Genomic DNA, 16,054 nt, shown 5'->3' on the forward strand with positions numbered 1-16,054 from the left:
GATACGTTGAGTTGCCCGGCGCGATGGCAGCCGGTTGCGAACGTATGGTTCATCCGTCGATCCTCGGACAGAACGACCGCCGGTGCCAGAGGCGGTTTATCGGTGTCATGCTGACCGCTCCGTTCTTTGCCGCAGGCGCAGCAGTCACGCTGGTCACCTCGGGCATGGGCGTGGCCGTGACCATGGCTGCGATCTTTGCGACGTTCGGCCTCTGCTGGTTTGCTGCCTTGCTGGTGGCAGCATCGGGCAAGATGGCGTTCGCCGGCCAGGTCGCCCTGGTGATGGGCAGTCTTGCACTTGCCGGTATCATTGCCGCGGCGGGCGGGATGGCCTCGCCGGTCGCCATGCTTGTCGTGGCGCTGCCGTTCGAAGCCTGGTGGATCGGCGCGTCTCGTCGCGCTGCATTCTGGGGTGCCGTATCCGCATGTGTCGCTGTCCTGCTGCAGGCTTTTGCCGGTTCTGTCTTTCCGTTCGGCCCGACCGAAATCGCCGCCTGGCATTGGCTGCTGCCGCTGGCCTGGGCGCTCACCCTCTTTCCCCGCGTCGCAGCGCTTGGCAGCCCGGCCGGCGCGCAGCTTGATCCGGCGACCGACGACCGGCTCGAGAACATCATCGACGCCGTTGTCCTGCGGGCCGGCAGGCATGGCGAGGTTCTGGATGCGTCGGCAAAGGCGCGCACGATCCTGAAGCTGCAGCCGGAGCTGCTGTTCGGTACCGGCCTGTTCGACCGCATCCATCTTTCCGATCGCGTCGCATACCTCAGCGCGCTGGCCGACATGCGCGATGGCGCGCCGGCGCGCCGGCTGGATCTTCGCGTCCGGCTGCCGCAAAACGGCAATGGCCCGACGGCGGACAATTACCGGCCGTTTTCGCTTGAATTGGCGCGCGGGGAAGAGCAGCAGGACGTCCTCACGTTCGTCCTGCGCGAAAACGACGAACTCGCCGGCTTGCGCGAAGAGCTAGCCGCTGCGAAGGAGGCGGCCGCGTCTGCCGAAGTGGCAAAGGGACGGTTTCTGGCGGTCGTCAGCCACGAGCTGCGCACGCCGTTGAACGCCATCATCGGTTTTTCCGACATGCTGCTGCATGAGATGTTCGGCACCTTCAAGGATCCGCGCCAGAAGGAATATGTCGGCCTGGTCAAGGAGTCCGGCCAGCATCTGCTTGCCGTCGTCACCTCGATACTCGACGTATCGAGGATCGAAGCCGGCGCCTACGCAACCGAGCCGGAACCATTCCGTTTCGTGGAAGCGGTCGAAATGTGTCAGTCGATGATGCGCTTGCAGGCCGAGGCAAAGAACATCGATCTACAGACCCAGATCGCACCGGATGCAGGCGAGATAAACGCCGACCGTCGTGCCGTGCAGCAGATACTCATCAACCTCGTCTCCAACGCCATCAAGTTCACGCCCGATGGCGGCGATGTCGTCGTCGGCGCGAAGCGGATCGGCTCGCGACTGCATTTCTGGGTCAGGGACACCGGCATCGGCATCGCCGAGGAAGACTTTGCCAATCTCGGCAAGCCGTTCATGCAGATCCAGAACGACTATACGCGCCGCTTCGAGGGCACCGGGCTCGGCCTGTCGCTGGTGAAGGGTCTGGTGGCGCTGCACGAGGGCACGATGTCGATCGAAAGCATGCCGGGGGAGGGCACCACGGTCACGATCAGCTTGCCGGTGAACGGACCGAAAGGACGTTCGAACGACAAGCCCGGCGTACTGCCGATGCCTGCAGCCAAGGCGGAGACGAAAGGGGACAGGCATGGCTCGCTCCGCAAAACAGCCTAGGGCGGTCAAGCGCCGCGGCAATGCCTTCCAACGCAGCGCGGTCGCCCTCGGCAGCCAGATTTCACGCAATCCCGTTCTGGTTGGCGGTTCGACCGCCTTCCTGGTGACGCTGTTCTACGTCTCGGCGAACGCTTTGTGGTATCAGCCTTTTCCTCATGCCGGCGCGTTTTTTGCGACCAGGAGCATGGAGGGCTTTCCTCGAGCCGGCGCCGACGAGCCTGAAACCACCATCAACATCGTGCGGCCGGAGCCGGCCCCGATCAAGAGCGATCCGATCGTCGAGCAGGTCCAGGGCATATTGAAGGATCTCGATTTCTATTCCGGCACCGTCGACGGTATTTCCGGCCCCAACACGCGTAAGGCCATCCAAGCCTATCAGCAGAAGGTCGGGCTCAACGCTTCCGGCGAGATCGACAGCATTCTGCTCGATCAACTGGGCGCCATGCCAACCGCCTCGACGGTCGTGCCGCATCCGGCACCGCGTCCGGACGACATGGCCGCGATTCCCGTCTCGGCTTCGCCGGCAGATGCGCCGGCGCAGGCACCCGACGCCCGCATTATCAAGATCCAGGCCGGGTTGAAGGCATTCGGCAATGACGACATGAAGCTCGATGGCGTGGTCGGGGCCCGCACCAAGGCAGCGATCAGGGAGTTCCAGTCGCTGTTCGGGCTGCCCGAGACCGGCGAGCCCGACGAGGTCGTCTACGTCAAAATGCGCGAGATCGGCCTGACCAACTGATGGGCGCAGGCGCGCGGTTTTGGTTTCACCCAAACGCAAAGCGCTCTAAGTACCGTCCGATGTCGTCCGGAATCCTGCCATGCGCGTAACCACCGATCTGTGGGTGTCGGCCCTGCTGCGCCGGGTTTTCGGCGCCGGCGGCTTTGCCGCCGTGGTCAAGCGCGGCGCAACCGAGGCCGGCGCCGTCTTCGTGCTGGCGCGTGGCCGCATGGGCGAGATTGCCTTGTTTGGCCCGGCGCCGCAGACGAGCTACGATTCAGCCAAACCCGACGACCGTTACTTCAGTCTGCTCGGCGCCGGCGACGATGCCGCCGTCTTTGACGGGCGACTGGAAAGGGAGAAGAAATTCGATCCCGACATCTGGGTGGTCGAGATCGAGGTCGGCTCTGTTCCCGTCGAGGAGCTTATTTCCGTCAAGTCGCAATAGCGATATGCAGACAAAGGCTTAGTGCGTTCGCTTGAATCTCTTTTCAGGCGCGACGGCGGGTCAAACGCGACGCGCTTTAGGGCTGGCGGCAGCATTGTCGCTGTCCGCTTTGCGGACGTCGGCGTTTGCCGCGATCGGTCCGGCATTGCGAATGGCCTTCGACAGTGTCTCGGCTTTCCAGCCGCGTAGCCTGTCCAGCGCTGCGTCGCGATGCAGCAGCCGATAGCGGTCGAGGAAGATGCGGATGGCCTGCGGATGCGAGAACTCTGTGGGATAGACGGCGGCGGTGATCAGGAACGCCCTCTCTTCGCCGAGATCGAGCGCGCGCAGGGCGGCCAGCAGCGACGTGTAGCTCCGGTGCGCGGTGAGCGACCGTGCCGTTGAAAAATCGATCTCGAGCGCGTCGGCCAGTGCTGTCTGGAAGAATGCGGCATTGCCGGTCAGCGCCGTCTCGCGCAGTTTGACATAGGTGTTAGTGCCGGCGAACGGATTGATCGTCGCGCCGCCGCTTTCGGCATCACGCATCATCGACCGCAGCCGGCGCCGTGCAGCCTCGGCGGCGGTGCCGGGCACCTGCTGGCTGTCGGCGACGACTTCGGCGCTTTCGGGCACCGCCTTGGCGTTCGCCTCAGGCTGCCGCACGCTTACCAGCGTCGGCTTTTCAAGCGCCCTGATCAGGTGGGCGATGGTCGGGTTCAGATCCTTGCGGCGCGCAATGGCGCGCGCATGCGGCAGGCCATGGCGGCCGATCAGCGCGATGAGGTCGATATCGCTGAGCGCGCGCGAGCGGATGAGCAGCGGCGCGGCAACGTCGACCGGCTCCTCGCAAAGCCGCCGGACCAGCGCAGCGGGCGCATATTCGCATTCGGAAAGGGCGGCGGCGACGTAGCGGCGCGATTCGACCGACACATCGGCGAAAAGCGGCAGCGTCAGATCCTCAAGTTGCGCGATCTCCCGGCGCGAAGGGCGGGTCAGCGAACAGAACGCCGACACCGTGGCGCGGAACAGCCTTTCGGCCTTTCCCGATTCAGCCCGTATAGCGATTTGCCTGAAATCCGCAGATGACACGAAGGATACGCCTGACACTCGACACAATCTTGACCATGCTCGACCGGGACTGTGTCGGTTTCGCATTTGCCACGGGTCAGGACTTCCTGACCTCAGAACAAAGATCAAATTAGCGGCGATCCGTTAGCGTTCCGTTAACCTACTGGCTCCTTAATCAGATTGGAGGCGTTGCGTTGTGCTCCGGGGCAACCGAGAGGAATGCACGAACCATGGGCATGGTACTGTCTTTCGTGCCGCGACCGGCGGCAACCAATCGAGCAGACCGAAACACCGGAGCGCCGGCGGCGGTGATCATTTTCCCCGGCGTCCGCTACGAGCAACCGCCACTGACGGGCGAGACGAGGCCAGGCGCCGGTCCGGACAAGCCCGGCTCGTCAAAGACGATGCCGGGTTCGTCAAGGACGATGCCGGGGACGTCGGGGACGTTGCCTGTTCCGCATCACTAAAGCGCGTCGCGGCTGGCTGGGCGCGCAAAGGATGCTCTATCCCCCTGAACGAGCGCCGCGGCGGCACGCAAGGCACGGGCCGCAACCGGCGGCATGTTTCGGTTGACGTCAGTAGTCCTGCAGCTCGCAGGAACTCTGCTCGAGAAACCGCGACACGGTCGGCTTCCAGCTGTCGTCGGGCACGAAGGAGCGGATGACGAACATGCCTTCGTCGATCGGCGCTTCGACGAAGATTGTCCCTTGCAATTCCTCCGGGAGATCCTTGCGGATCTCGATCATCTGCGCCGGCGTCAGTACGATACTGTCCAGCACCCTTCCGGTCGCGCTGTGGTCGTTGAAGGAGTAGATGTTATGGCCGCTGCGGTCATAGACCGATACGGACCAGAACGGGACGTTTCCCGGTGCCTTCACCCGAACCATCCCATCGGACAGATCGAAGCGGCAAGCCGCAGCATAAAACAGCGGATCGACCGATTTCACCACAGGCGTACCGCCGGCCTCAGCGTCCAGCCTGGTCATCCGATAAAGGTTGGAGGCCATCGCCAGCCGCGACCAGGCATTGCGTTCGGAAAATTCCGGGGCGAGCAGCAGCACGATGATGTGTACGATGCCGGCGCCAAGCAGGCCGAGCAGGATCGCGTGCAGCAGCCTACGCATTGCAGCCGACCTTCACGATCTGCGGCAGCGTGACATCCGAAAGGCCCGTGCTGCTGGCGATCGGCGTGTCGTAGAATGTCAGCACGAGATACATCCGGCCGAAGCCGTCGGAAAGCAGCCAGTTGCCGGGCGCGGGGCGGTTGCTGACGGAAATAAGCACGGAATTGTCGGGCTGGCGCAGCACCTGGTAGGACTGAAGTGCCGCAACCCTTGGCTTGCCGGTCTCGACCACGCCGAGCGACCGATCGGCGGCATAGAGGGTCCAGAACCGGGCTGTGGGAAACCCGCCTTCGATTTCATAGGCGCATTGGCGTTTCAATAGTTCGCCATCGGAATCGCGTTCGGCGATAAACGACAGGCCTTCTGCCTGCCCGAGTGCAAGGACACCCTCGCGCGCCACGCGGGCTTTCGAATAAGGATCCGCCGTCTGCGTGCCGATATCGGGAAACGCCGTCCATTGGCCGATCCTGATCGCGCCAATGCCATCCTGCGTCTTGAGAGCGTACCAGACGCTGCCGCCGCCGCCGCCGATGGCTATGGCAAGCGCGAGGAGCGTCAGGAATGCGTTCTTGAGCATGAAGAGCCGCGGGCAAGAGGAGTGCCGCTCGGGGATATCGCGGGGCAGGGGGCCATGGCAAGCGGACCTCTGTGGAATTGCGGCGCGAGGGATGGCCTGGCCCGTCGTGCCGGCATCAAAGCGCCGACAGGGTCTCCGGTGTCGCAGGCGCCTGGAGGACGGGCGCCGACTGGAACAGCCTGGTGATGTCCCTGAGCGCCCGCGTCGTCTGGCTGGACAGCACCGGCGGCCGCTCGGCGGCGGTGTCGGCCGCTGCCTGCTCGGCATTCTTCTTTTCCGCTTCCTCGGCCTTGGCGGCGATCTCTTCGTCGACGAAGGGATGATCGAGGCCGGGGATCGGCTTGAGGTCGATATTCTGGTGCGCATAGACCATCAGCCGCTGCCAAACCATCGCCGGCAGCGAGCCGCCGGTCATGTTGTTGGTCGGGGTGAAGTCGTCATTGCCGAGCCACACGGCAGCCGTGTAGTTGCCGGTAAAGCCGACATACCAGGCGTCGCGGTAAGACTGCGTTGTGCCGGTTTTGCCGGCCGAAACGATATTGGGAAGCGCCGCGCGCCGCGCCGTGCCCATCACCGGCACCGCCGCCAGCATGGTGTTCATGGATTTCAGCGCCTGCTCCGAGAGCACACGGCGCGGCGGCGGCGCATCCTTGGCGAAATCGTAAACCACCTCGCCGGTACGGGTGACGAGCTGGGTGACGCCATGCCGGGAGCCGACAAAGCCGTTCTGGGCGAACACGCTAAAGCCTGTCGCCTGGTCCATCACGGTCATGCCCGATGTGCCGAGCACCATCGTCTTGTGCGATTCGAGCGGCGATTCGACGCCCATGGCTTCCGCCATCGCCTTGATCGGCTTGATGCCGAGATGATTCTTGGCCAGCCGCACCGGCACGGTGTTGACCGATTTTGCCATCGCCGTGATCAGCGTGACCTTGCCGGCCCGTCCGTCATTGTAATTGTGCGGCGACCAGGCACCCCAGGAGATCGGCGCGCCGGAAACGACGGAGTCCGGCGTGAAGCCGTGCTCCATCGCTGTTGCGTATACGTAGGGCTTAAACGACGAGCCGCTCTGGCGCAGCGCCTTGGTGGCGCGGTTGAACTGGCTGGCACCGTAGTCGCGGCCGCCGACGATCGCCCTGACTGCGCCATTGGTTTCGATGACGACCATGGCGCCTTCGGTGACGTTGTATTCCTTGCCGAACTGGCGGAGATGGAACTCCATCGATTCTTCCGCCGCCTTCTGGATGTTGGCGTCGAAAGTGGTGTGGGCGACCAGCGAATGCTGGCCGGACTTCGCGGCGATCTTCTTGACCTCTTCGAATGCCCAGTCGAGGTAGTAATCCGGGCTCTTCTGCTCGCCGCGGTCGACGATTTCAGCCGGATGCAGCCGCGCCTGCAGCACCTGACCCTCGCTCATGAAGCCGCCTTCGACGAGATTCGACAGCACCACATTGGCCCGCGCCCTGGCAGCAGGCAGGTTGATATGCGGCGCGTATTTGGTCGGTGCCTTGAACAGGCCGGCCAGCATCGCCGCTTCGGCGAGGTTCACATCCTTGACGCTTTTGCCGAAATAGAAATCAGCGGCCGCTTCGATGCCGAACGTGCCGCCGCCCATATAGACGCGGTCGAGATAGAGTTGCAGGATCTCCTTCTTCGACAGATTGGCCTCGAGCCATAGCGCCAGGAAGGCTTCCTTGACCTTCCGCTCCAACGTCCGTTCATTGGTCAGGAACAGGTTCTTGGCCAGCTGCTGGGTGATGCTCGAGCCGCCCTGCACCACGGAATTCGCCCGCACATTCGCGAAGATCGCGCGCGAAAGGCCGAGCGCGTCGATGCCGTAGTGATCGAAGAAACGCCGATCCTCGGTGGCCAGCACCGCCTTGATGACCTGATCGGGCATCTCGTCGACCGGCACCGAATCGCGCTGGATGATGCCGCGCTGGCCGATCTCATTGCCGTAGCGGTCGAGGAAGGTGATGGCGAAATCGCCCTGGGCACGCCAGTCGCCGGCGGTTTCCTGGAAGGCCGGCAAGGCGAGCGCCAGCATGACGACGATGCCGCCGGCGCCGAGCGTGAAGCCCTCACTCAACAGTTCGATGATGCCGCGGCGCCAGCCGGAGACGCGGAAGCGCCGGAAAAAAATGGTGGCCGCTTCCCAGAACCGGCGCGCCTTGAAGCCGGTCTCGTAGAGCGAGGAATCGAACCACGCATCCGCCGCCAGCAGTCTTGCGGCAATCGGACCCCTTCTCCTGCGTGTTTTCAAAGGACTGGCCATTCCAAGATCCGGCTGCGGCTACGCCTCCCACTGAGAAGCGGCACTCATACCAGACTATTTGTCCATTTTGGCCTCGCTCACAAGGGTGAGGGGGCTTTCGCGGTACAGTTTGTTGATACCAGGGTCGGGCCTGCCACCTCTGCCACCTCGCACTCACTTAACGCGCCGCGATAAAGCGCATGAAATGCGCCACGTCGGCATCGCTTGGCTCTTGGCCGGTGAAACTGCGCAGATAGGCGGCGAGATGACTGACCCTCGCCTCGACCGGTTCCTTGAGGTCGAGCACATAATAGCCGATCTGCATGTAGTAGAGCACACGGGCGCGGATGAAGGCATCCTCTTCGCCGTAGCCATGCCGGCGATACATGTCGCGGATCGCACCCAGTCGGTCATTGTCGGCCTGGTCGATGGCCCGGCGCACGTCCTCGGAGCGACGCGCCCATTCCCGGATGGCGAAGTCGAGCCTGGGATCGAACAGGCGCTCGTCCGCCCAGCATTCGAACACGTTCATGACCCCCATGATGATGCTTTCGGCCGGCCGCTGCGCGCGTTCGATGATCGACTTGGTGTTGGTGTCCCGCCAATGCGCAAGCAACTGGTCGAGCAGGTCCTGACGGCTCTCGAAATACCAGTAGAAGCTTGAGCGCGATACGCCGAGTTTCTGGCCAAGCGGCAGCACGCGCACGCTTGCGATGCCGTCTGAAATCAGTGTCTGGAGCGCAAGATTGATCCAGTCCAGGCGCGTCACCTTGGTGTTGCCGGACGCCGGCTCGTCCTGCGGAGAAATGATGATCATGGCCGCACAATAGGCATGAGGGCGAACTGCATACAACCGTACTAGACACATATGTACAGTACAAGTATCCTGTCTGCCTCAACGAACTGGGCCGAGCGGCCCGACGCGCGTCATCGCGGCTCCTGCCTACGATCCGCAACGCAGGGCAATACGGCAACGAGGAGTATCCGCCATGGTCGATGACGCCGCACGCAACCTCAGGCGCGAACGCAGGCGCGGACGAACCGGCGAGGCCGGCAGCGAGAGCAGCCGCCGGCCGGACTATCGTTCGCTGAAGAACCCGTTCCTGCCGCAGCCGATCTTTTCGGCCGACCAGGTCGCCGCGATCCACGACACGGCGCTGCGCGTGCTCGAGCAACTCGGCGCCAAGGTGCTGCTGCCGGAGGCGCGCGCTATTCTTGCCCGTGCCGGCGCGCTGGTCGACGAGGACAGCCAGATGGTGCGCATCGGCCGCGACATCGTCTCGGCGGCGCTGGGCTCGGCGCCGAAATCGATCCGCGTCCATGCCGGCGACCGTGCCCGCGACCTGACGCTCGAACTCGGCTCGATGACGTTCCTGGCAGGATCCGGGGCGCCGAACGTCACCGATCTGGAGCACGGCCGGCGGCCGGGAACGCTTGCCGCTTTCGAGGATCTCATCCGGCTGGTGCAGCATTTCGACGTGCTGCACATGCTGGGACCTTGCATCGAGCCGCAGGACATCGACAACCGCTTCCGCCATTATGCCGTCAACCGCGCGCAGTTGACGCTGTCGGACAAACTGCCGTTCGTCTTCGCGCGCGGCACGCCGCAGGTCGAGGACGGCTTCGAGATGCTGCGGCTGGCGCGCGGCCTGTCCGAGGACGAATTCCGTTCGGGCGCTCATTGCTACACCGTCATCAACACCAACTCGCCGCGTCAACTCGATGTTCCGATGGCGCAAGGCATCATCGACTTTGCCAAGGCGGGGCAGGTGCTGATCATCACGCCCTTCTGCCTGGCCGGCGCCATGGCGCCGATCACCGTGGCCGGCGCGCTGACGCTGCAGCACGCCGAAGCGCTTGCCGGGCTGACGCTGGCCCAGATCGTGCGGCCGGGCGCGCCGGTCGTCTATGGCTCCTTCTCCTCCAATGTCGACATGAAGTCCGGGGCGCCGGCCTTCGGCACGCCGGAGCACGTCAAGGCGACGCTCGGCGCCGGTCAGCTTGCACGCTTCACCGGCCTTCCCTGGCGGTCCGGCGGCGGCAGTGCCGCCAACATTTCGGACGCGCAGGCAGCCCACGAAACGCAGTTCGCGCTGTGGGGTTCGGTGCTCGCCGGCGCGACGGTCTGCATCCATGCTGCCGGCTGGCTCGAAGGCGGGTTGAGCGTCTCGTTCGAGAAGCTGATCACCGATATCGAGGCGCTGCAGATCATCGCGGAACTCTGCGCGGCGACGCCTGGCGACGAGGCCGCGATCGGCTTCGAGGCCATCGCCGAAGTGCAGCCGGGCGGGCATTTCTTCTCGGCCGGGCACACAATGGCGCGCTACCGCACCGCATTCTACGAACCGCTGGTCGCCGACTGGTCGAATTTCGGCAACTGGACGCAGGCCGGGTCAAGAACCGCCACGGAGCGCGCCACCGGCATCTGGAAACGGCTGCTGGCCGATTTTCGGCCGCCGGCTTGCGCCGCTGCCACATCAGGTGTTCTCGACGAATTCATTGCGCGGCGCACGGAAGAGGGTGGCGCAGCACCGGTCTCGTGAGATCAGTGCAGTCCCTGCACGAACAGGTGGCGGCCGTGAGCCCTAACCGTGCATGCCTGCGCCTTGCCCTTTCGGCGGTCGCCCGATTCGTTCGTCTATCGCTGCGAAATCGGGCGGGGGCGCTGCGCCGTCATCCGCTATCCTCGGCGCGGATCGTTGCGGCGGGGCGGGCGGACGTCAGTCCAAAACGGGCGCAGAGGTCTGGAACACTCTCGAAGTCCATATCCAGTTGGTACTTTCGTAATAGTTCTCCCGACTTTGTCCTGTCTGGCCAGATCGCTGCCAACTCGCGGAAATAGTTCTCAAATCCCGCCGGCGAAATTACTTCGATAATTTCGCACGGTGTGTCGCCAGCATTCCAGAACGTATGCCACTGGCCCCGCGGCTTGAACACCCATGTGCCCGGCTCGGCAGTAATGACGTCGTCGCCAAGCAACGCGCCCAGATTGCCGCTCACCACATACGAATATTCGTCTTCGCGGTGATGCCTGTGCAACGGCGCCGCCAGTGCACGGGGCGCCAGCGGATGGTGCACGATGGAGAAGCGCTCGCCGGTGTGGAACCCGTCGATCTTCCAGCGGATGCCGAAACCGCCCAGATCGAAGCGGTCGCCGGCCCCGGGCTGAATCGTGATGGGCCCCGATGCCTGGTTGACAGTCGGATGAGCTGTCGTGTGTTGGAGGGGTGAGTCAGGCAATGCGCGTTCCATATCATCCTCCTGAAAATGGGTGTACGCTGCCGATCACTCATTTCTAGGCGTCATTCAAACCCATGTCAATATCGGTGACCACGTGAGTTCACTGAAAGAAGGCCAGCGGCGCTCATATCGATTGCAGCGGCGCGCGGTCAAACAGGCCGAGACCCATCTTGCGCTCGCTCGCGCGGCATTCGAGCTGCACAGCTCGGTGGGTCCGTCGCGAACAACCGTGAGCGCCATCGCCGAGAAAGCGGGGGTGCAGCGGCTGACCGTCTACCGCCATTTTCCCGATGAGGAAGCGGTCTTCAATGCCTGCTCGGCATATTCCTTCGGCCAGGACCCTCCTCCAAGTCCCGAGGCCTGGCGATCGATCGTCGAACCGGAAGCCCGGCTCCGGACGGCGCTCCTTCAAACCTACAGCTATTACAGGCGAAAGCGGCAACTCCTCGCAAATCTGTATCGCGATGCCGAAATGCCGGTTGTTGCCGCGGCATTGGCCCGCCGGCAACAGGTTCTCGCAAACGGCGTCGCGATCCTTGAAGAAGGCTGGCTCGACCTGGATAGCGGAACTGCAAGGTTGCTCGTTGCCGCGATAGGGCATGCGCTCGACTTCACGACGTGGAGATCGCTTGTTGAGAACCAGGGCCTGTCGGACGAGGAGGCGGTGGAGGCCATGCTCGTCCTCGTCCGCAGCGTGAGCTCGAGTTTGCCGGACTGCCGAGGCAAAAAACCGTCAGCCTGAAGCCAGCAGGGCCGGCGAGGGCGGTTCCCGATCCAGCGCTGATCGGAGCGGGGTATATGAGCAGTCGGTACGGCATTTGGGGTCGATGCGAATGCAATTTCTAGTATTATTTCATGATGTCTTTCAGGCATTTGATCATTCAAAAACATTCTGAAAATTGGTTTTTCCGTTCCGAGTTCCTATTTTAGGAGAGAAACAAATTTTCATCACCTCAGCGAAAGGAGATTTTATCGATGGCGGAACCCAATCAGAATATCATGGAAAAAGCTGAAGCGCGCTTCATGGAGAAGCAGAAGAAAACCGCCGAGCGAAACCAGGCTACGGCCGAATATATTTCCGAGGCCAAGGCCAGGACCATCAAGACCGAAAAGTTGCGGGCGCTGCGGCTGGCCAAGGAAGAGGCCGACCGTGCGGCGGAAGCCCTCAATCCCGTCGCTCCCAAGAAAAAGCGGGCGGCAGGCAAGAAAGCGGGGGCCGCTTGACGGCATCAAGTCATGAGCCTGACATTTCCAAACCTAAGCCGAAGCTACGACGAGGCGAGCCGGCGGATCCGCTTCGTCGGCTATGATGGCATGTGCCAGATCTCTTTCTTTGTCCATGCAGACGCCATCTCGACGGCGCCGCCGGGGACGGCGACAGCTGAAGCCACATATCTCGCCGCCTTCGATTCGGCCGTCGGTCCCATACATGACGTCGCAAGGAACGCTTATACCCGTACCGGCAAGAGCATGTATGTGCTGACCGCAGCCGATTTTCGATAAATCCCGACTGTCCGCGCGATCGCGGCCTTGGAAATCCCGGGATCTGGCGGCAGAATTTCAACGCGGCTACGCTGCAGGCGGAATCTGTGAAGGCCTGTTCAGCCGCGACGGGCGAGGGAGAATAAAATGACCGCGCCGGCTGCCGCGTTGCAGAAGGCCTTGTTCCAGGCGCTGGACGCTGACGGTTCCCTGTCAGCGGCATTGGGCGGCGCAAAACTATTCGACCATGTCCCGGAAAATATCCCGTTTCCCTATGTGACGTTCGGCCGGACCAGCGTCTATGACTGCGTAACAGGCAGGGAGAATGATGCCGAGCAGCTCTTCACTCTGCATTTCTGGTCGAAATCCGAGGCCAGGAAAGAAATGCGCGACGTGATGGACATGGTCAGCGCCCGCCTCCAGCATGCGGCGCTGGCGCTCGACGAGCATCACCGTGTCAATCTCAGGCTCGAATTCACCGAGGTCCGTTACGACGAGGATCTTTCAGCCTGTCACGGGCTGCTGCGCTTTCGTGCCGTGACGGAAGAAAACGCCTGACGCGCTTTCAATGAGGCTGCAACACAGTCTAGACTGGCGCTTGGATTTGCCGGGTTGGGGCGGCCAAATCACCGGGGTTGGTTGTGTCGCATTTCAGGGGGTGAGACAGGCATGTGTTGCAGGCAATGTTCATATCACGTTCAGCACCGATGCGTTAGGACGCTGATCATGAAAACGCTTCGCTCCCACTTCCCAACCGCGACACTTGCTCTCTGCGCTGCCGGTCTGTTTGCTTCGCAGGCGACGGCGCTGCCGGTCGTCGTGCCCGAGCAGAACCGGCCGATCGTCCTGGCCGCCTCCGACTGCTACGCGATCGGTCAGCAGGTCGCCGAGCAGAATGGCGGCACGCTGGCCAAGGCGTCGCAGTCGACGCGCGGTGGCCAGCCGGTCTGCGTCATCGTCGTGCTGGTTCCGGGCAAGGATGGGCAGCGTCCGCGCCGCACGGAGATCGTCGTTCCGCTGAACTGATGCCTGCCGTATCCCAGGCGCTGGAATCGGCCTATATCTGACTTCCAGCTCCTCAACAGGCCGATTCCTCAACTGGTATGATCCCATATGCGTGTACTCGTTGTCGAAGATGACAAGGACCTGAACCGGCAGATATCCGACGCGCTGGTCGATGCCGGCTATGTTGTCGACCGGGCTTTCGACGGTGAGGAAGGGCATTTCCTCGGCGACACCGAGCCCTATGACGCTGTGGTGCTCGACATCGGCTTGCCGCAGATGGACGGCATCAGCGTGGTCGAACGCTGGCGGCGCGGCGGCCGCAAGATGCCTGTCCTGATTTTGACGGCGCGCGATCGCTGGAGCGACAAGGTCTCCGGCATCGACGCCGGCGCCGACGATTATGTCACCAAGCCGTTCCACATCGAAGAGGTGCTGGCCAGGGTCCGAGCGCTCATCCGGCGCGCGGCCGGCCATGCGTCGTCCGAACTGACCTGCGGACCGCTGCGGCTCGACACCAAAGCCTCCAAGGCCGATGTCGACGGCGTGCCGTTGAAGCTGACGTCGCACGAATTTCGCCTGCTTGCCTATCTGATGCACCATATGGGCGAGGTCGTGTCCCGAACCGAGTTGGTCGAGCACCTTTACGATCAGGATTTCGACCGCGATTCCAATACAATCGAGGTCTTTGTCGGGCGGCTTCGCAAGAAGATGGGCATCGACATGATAGAAACCGTTCGCGGCATGGGCTATCGGATGCGTGAGCCGGAGGCGTAAGGCGGAACCGCTCAGACAGACTGCAAGGACGCCGCTTTCACTGCGGTTCGGGCCGCGTTCGCTGGCGTTCCGGGTGATCGCCTTTTCCACGGTCTGGGCGATACTCACCCTGGTTGTCATCTTCACGCTGATCACCACCCTTTATCGCCAGGCGAGCGAGCGCGGTTTCGACAGCCTGCTGTCGGCGCATCTGTTCAATCTGATCGGCTCGGTCGGCGTGTCCGAAGGCGGTTCGCTGACCGGCGCTCCCGACCTGGGCGACCTTCGGTTCTCGGAGCCGAATTCCGGCTGGTACTGGTCGGTGGAGCCTGCGTCGGAAGGCGTGAGTGGTGAGTTGCACTCCTCCTCGATGACCAAAGCGATCCTGTCGCCAAGCGTCGCCGAGGTTCCTTTCAATGCCAGCTTCCAGCGCAGCTATACGACAGAAGGCATCGATGGCGAGGAACTGGAAGTGTTCGAGAGCGAGTTCGTTCTCGACGCGAAAAATCGCGCAGCGCGCTTCCGCGTCATGGGCAACCGGACCGAGCTCGAGCAGGAGATAAGCGCCTTTCAGCGTCGCCTGCTGACCTATCTTTCGCTGTTCGGCGTCGGCATGATCGCCATCAACGCCATCGCCATCCTGCTGGGCCTGCAGCCATTGCGCCGGGTCAGGGACGCTCTCGCCATGGTGCGCGAAGGAACCGCGCAAAAGCTCGACGGTCGCTTCCCTGCCGAGATCGAGCCGCTCGCCAACGAGACCAACGCGTTGATCGAAAACAACAAGCGTATCGTCGAGCGCTCGCGGACGCAGGTCGGCAACCTCGCCCATTCGCTGAAGACGCCGCTGGCGGTGCTGATCAACGAGGGACGGGCGCTCGGCGGCGCCAAGGGCCAGCTCATAGCCGAACAGGCCGCCTCGATGCAGAAGCAGATCGACCATTATCTGCAGCGCGCCCGCGTTGCGGCGCAACGTGACAGCGTCGTCTACCGTACGCCGGTGGCGCCGCTGGTCCAGCGCATGGTGCGCGTCCTGCAAAAACTCAATCCGCAGACCGCTCTCTCGCTTTCGCTGCCGGCAGTCGATATCGTCTTTGCCGGCGAACGCGAGGATCTGGAAGAATTGCTTGGCAATTTGCTCGACAACGCCATGAAATGGGCAAAGAGCGCGGTCGCGGTATCGGTGGCGCCAATCCCCGGCAAGAAGACTGGCTCCGGCAAGGAGGGTGCTGTCATCCTGTTCGAGATCAGCATCGAGGATGACGGCCCGGGCATTCCAGAAGACAAGGCGCGCGAGGCGCTGAAGCGCGGACGGCGTCTCGACGAGACAAGGCCGGGCACCGGGCTTGGACTTGCCATTGTCGCCGACCTCGTCAACGAATACGGAGGCGTTCTGGCTCTGGAGCGGTCCAGCATGGGCGGGTTGAAGGCGGTGGTTCGATTGCGGAGCCTTCACTAATGCATGTCGCGCAAAAGTGTGCGGCGGTTTTGCGATAACGACATGCGTAATAACAACAACCTGAAGCGCGTCGCATGAGGCCGGCAAACGCGACGCGCTTTAGGCCTATGCTTTTGCTGGGCCAGTCGACATTGATCGACGGTGCGTGATATGGCGGCATGTCGAC

General features: G+C 62.9%; 17 protein-coding genes. 11 read left to right on the forward strand and 6 right to left on the reverse strand.

Features of this window, described 5'->3' with window-relative positions; genetic code table 11:
• The first annotated feature begins 44 nt into the window (after positions 1 to 44).
• The 3 genes from AC0L2R_RS14915 to AC0L2R_RS14925 all read left to right on the forward strand — a co-directional run bounded on the left by AC0L2R_RS14915 (position 45) and on the right by AC0L2R_RS14925 (position 2,950).
• Positions 45 to 1,784, forward strand: a complete 1,740-nt coding sequence (locus AC0L2R_RS14915; RefSeq protein WP_473509880.1) for a PAS domain-containing sensor histidine kinase — start codon at positions 45 to 47, stop codon at positions 1,782 to 1,784.
• Entirely contained in the window at positions 1,759 to 2,523 is a 765-nt protein-coding gene (locus tag AC0L2R_RS14920; RefSeq protein ID WP_473509882.1) for a peptidoglycan-binding domain-containing protein, read from the forward strand. The genes AC0L2R_RS14915 and AC0L2R_RS14920 overlap by 26 nt, the downstream gene beginning before the upstream one ends.
• 79 nt (positions 2,524 to 2,602) lie before the next feature.
• Entirely contained in the window at positions 2,603 to 2,950 is a 348-nt protein-coding gene (locus AC0L2R_RS14925; protein ID WP_473509884.1) for a DUF1491 family protein, read from the forward strand.
• A 60-nt stretch (positions 2,951 to 3,010) separates the two neighbouring features.
• Here AC0L2R_RS14925 and AC0L2R_RS14930 read toward each other — a convergent pair whose 3' ends face one another.
• The 5 genes from AC0L2R_RS14930 to AC0L2R_RS14950 form a co-directional block, all read right to left on the reverse strand.
• The gene (locus tag AC0L2R_RS14930) at positions 3,011 to 4,018 is read right to left on the reverse strand and encodes a hypothetical protein (RefSeq protein ID WP_473509885.1); all 1,008 of its coding nucleotides are present in this window, start codon (positions 4,016 to 4,018) and stop codon (positions 3,011 to 3,013) included.
• Between the two features lie 554 nt (positions 4,019 to 4,572).
• Positions 4,573 to 5,121 (reverse strand): DUF1254 domain-containing protein, encoded by a 549-nt coding sequence (locus tag AC0L2R_RS14935; protein WP_473509886.1) that lies wholly within the window; start codon positions 5,119 to 5,121, stop codon positions 4,573 to 4,575.
• The gene (locus AC0L2R_RS14940) at positions 5,114 to 5,698 is read right to left on the reverse strand and encodes a DUF1214 domain-containing protein (RefSeq protein WP_473509888.1); all 585 of its coding nucleotides are present in this window, start codon (positions 5,696 to 5,698) and stop codon (positions 5,114 to 5,116) included. Before AC0L2R_RS14940 ends, AC0L2R_RS14935 begins: the two co-directional genes overlap by 8 nt.
• A 115-nt stretch (positions 5,699 to 5,813) precedes the next feature.
• Positions 5,814 to 7,973 carry a transglycosylase domain-containing protein gene (locus AC0L2R_RS14945; protein ID WP_027152779.1) on the reverse strand — a complete coding sequence of 720 codons (2,160 nt, stop codon included), beginning with the start codon at positions 7,971 to 7,973 and terminating at the stop codon, positions 5,814 to 5,816.
• Between the two features lie 157 nt (positions 7,974 to 8,130).
• The gene (locus AC0L2R_RS14950) at positions 8,131 to 8,769 is read right to left on the reverse strand and encodes a TetR/AcrR family transcriptional regulator (protein WP_473509890.1); all 639 of its coding nucleotides are present in this window, start codon (positions 8,767 to 8,769) and stop codon (positions 8,131 to 8,133) included.
• Positions 8,770 to 8,941: 172 nt separating this feature from the next.
• Here AC0L2R_RS14950 and AC0L2R_RS14955 point away from each other — a divergent pair, with 172 nt between their 5' ends.
• Positions 8,942 to 10,495, forward strand: coding sequence for a trimethylamine methyltransferase family protein (locus AC0L2R_RS14955; RefSeq protein WP_473509891.1), 1,554 nt, complete (start codon positions 8,942 to 8,944; stop codon positions 10,493 to 10,495).
• Between the two features lie 130 nt (positions 10,496 to 10,625).
• Here the strand turns inward: AC0L2R_RS14955 and AC0L2R_RS14960 are convergent, their stop codons facing one another.
• The gene (locus tag AC0L2R_RS14960; RefSeq protein ID WP_473509892.1) at positions 10,626 to 11,204 is read right to left on the reverse strand and encodes a cupin domain-containing protein; all 579 of its coding nucleotides are present in this window, start codon (positions 11,202 to 11,204) and stop codon (positions 10,626 to 10,628) included.
• A 19-nt stretch (positions 11,205 to 11,223) separates the two neighbouring features.
• Between AC0L2R_RS14960 and AC0L2R_RS14965 the strand changes: the two genes are divergently transcribed.
• The 7 genes from AC0L2R_RS14965 (at position 11,224) to AC0L2R_RS14995 (ending at position 15,888) form a co-directional block, all read left to right on the forward strand.
• Entirely contained in the window at positions 11,224 to 11,934 is a 711-nt protein-coding gene (locus tag AC0L2R_RS14965) for a TetR/AcrR family transcriptional regulator (protein WP_473509894.1), read from the forward strand.
• Positions 11,935 to 12,167: 233 nt separating this feature from the next.
• Positions 12,168 to 12,416: a hypothetical protein gene (locus AC0L2R_RS14970; RefSeq protein ID WP_023800824.1), complete on the forward strand. Its 249-nt coding sequence runs from the start codon at positions 12,168 to 12,170 to the stop codon at positions 12,414 to 12,416.
• Between the two features lie 12 nt (positions 12,417 to 12,428).
• Positions 12,429 to 12,695, forward strand: coding sequence for a DUF1488 family protein (locus AC0L2R_RS14975; RefSeq protein WP_023800823.1), 267 nt, complete (start codon positions 12,429 to 12,431; stop codon positions 12,693 to 12,695).
• 126 nt (positions 12,696 to 12,821) lie between these two features.
• Positions 12,822 to 13,232 (forward strand): DUF3168 domain-containing protein, encoded by a 411-nt coding sequence (locus AC0L2R_RS14980; protein WP_473509895.1) that lies wholly within the window; start codon positions 12,822 to 12,824, stop codon positions 13,230 to 13,232.
• A gap of 168 nt (positions 13,233 to 13,400) precedes the next feature.
• Positions 13,401 to 13,700, forward strand: coding sequence for a hypothetical protein (locus AC0L2R_RS14985; RefSeq protein ID WP_023800821.1), 300 nt, complete (start codon positions 13,401 to 13,403; stop codon positions 13,698 to 13,700).
• Between the two features lie 87 nt (positions 13,701 to 13,787).
• Positions 13,788 to 14,453: a response regulator transcription factor gene (locus AC0L2R_RS14990; RefSeq protein ID WP_023800820.1), complete on the forward strand. Its 666-nt coding sequence runs from the start codon at positions 13,788 to 13,790 to the stop codon at positions 14,451 to 14,453.
• Positions 14,437 to 15,888, forward strand: coding sequence for an ATP-binding protein (locus AC0L2R_RS14995; protein WP_473509896.1), 1,452 nt, complete (start codon positions 14,437 to 14,439; stop codon positions 15,886 to 15,888). Before AC0L2R_RS14990 ends, AC0L2R_RS14995 begins: the two co-directional genes overlap by 17 nt.
• The last annotated feature ends 166 nt before the right edge of the window (positions 15,889 to 16,054 follow it).

It is taken from the genome of Mesorhizobium sp. WSM4820, assembly GCF_055811075.1.

Bases quoted from the DNA above. Each gene is read 5' to 3' on its own strand.
- AC0L2R_RS14935 (WP_473509886.1), bottom strand. From the start codon at position 5,121: ATGCGTAGGCTGCTGCACGCGATCCTGCTCGGCCTGCTTGGCGCCGGC.
- AC0L2R_RS14955 (WP_473509891.1), top strand. From the start codon at position 8,942: ATGGTCGATGACGCCGCACGCAACCTCAGGCGCGAACGCAGGCGCGGA.
- AC0L2R_RS14945 (WP_027152779.1), bottom strand. From the start codon at position 7,973: ATGGCCAGTCCTTTGAAAACACGCAGGAGAAGGGGTCCGATTGCCGCA.
- AC0L2R_RS14960 (WP_473509892.1), bottom strand. From the start codon at position 11,204: ATGGAACGCGCATTGCCTGACTCACCCCTCCAACACACGACAGCTCAT.
- AC0L2R_RS14990 (WP_023800820.1), top strand. From the start codon at position 13,788: ATGCGTGTACTCGTTGTCGAAGATGACAAGGACCTGAACCGGCAGATA.
- AC0L2R_RS14915 (WP_473509880.1), top strand. From the start codon at position 45: ATGGTTCATCCGTCGATCCTCGGACAGAACGACCGCCGGTGCCAGAGG.
- AC0L2R_RS14940 (WP_473509888.1), bottom strand. From the start codon at position 5,698: ATGCTCAAGAACGCATTCCTGACGCTCCTCGCGCTTGCCATAGCCATC.
- AC0L2R_RS14975 (WP_023800823.1), top strand. From the start codon at position 12,429: ATGAGCCTGACATTTCCAAACCTAAGCCGAAGCTACGACGAGGCGAGC.
- AC0L2R_RS14950 (WP_473509890.1), bottom strand. From the start codon at position 8,769: ATGATCATCATTTCTCCGCAGGACGAGCCGGCGTCCGGCAACACCAAG.
- AC0L2R_RS14980 (WP_473509895.1), top strand. From the start codon at position 12,822: ATGACCGCGCCGGCTGCCGCGTTGCAGAAGGCCTTGTTCCAGGCGCTG.
- AC0L2R_RS14925 (WP_473509884.1), top strand. From the start codon at position 2,603: ATGCGCGTAACCACCGATCTGTGGGTGTCGGCCCTGCTGCGCCGGGTT.
- AC0L2R_RS14985 (WP_023800821.1), top strand. From the start codon at position 13,401: ATGAAAACGCTTCGCTCCCACTTCCCAACCGCGACACTTGCTCTCTGC.
- AC0L2R_RS14970 (WP_023800824.1), top strand. From the start codon at position 12,168: ATGGCGGAACCCAATCAGAATATCATGGAAAAAGCTGAAGCGCGCTTC.
- AC0L2R_RS14920 (WP_473509882.1), top strand. From the start codon at position 1,759: ATGGCTCGCTCCGCAAAACAGCCTAGGGCGGTCAAGCGCCGCGGCAAT.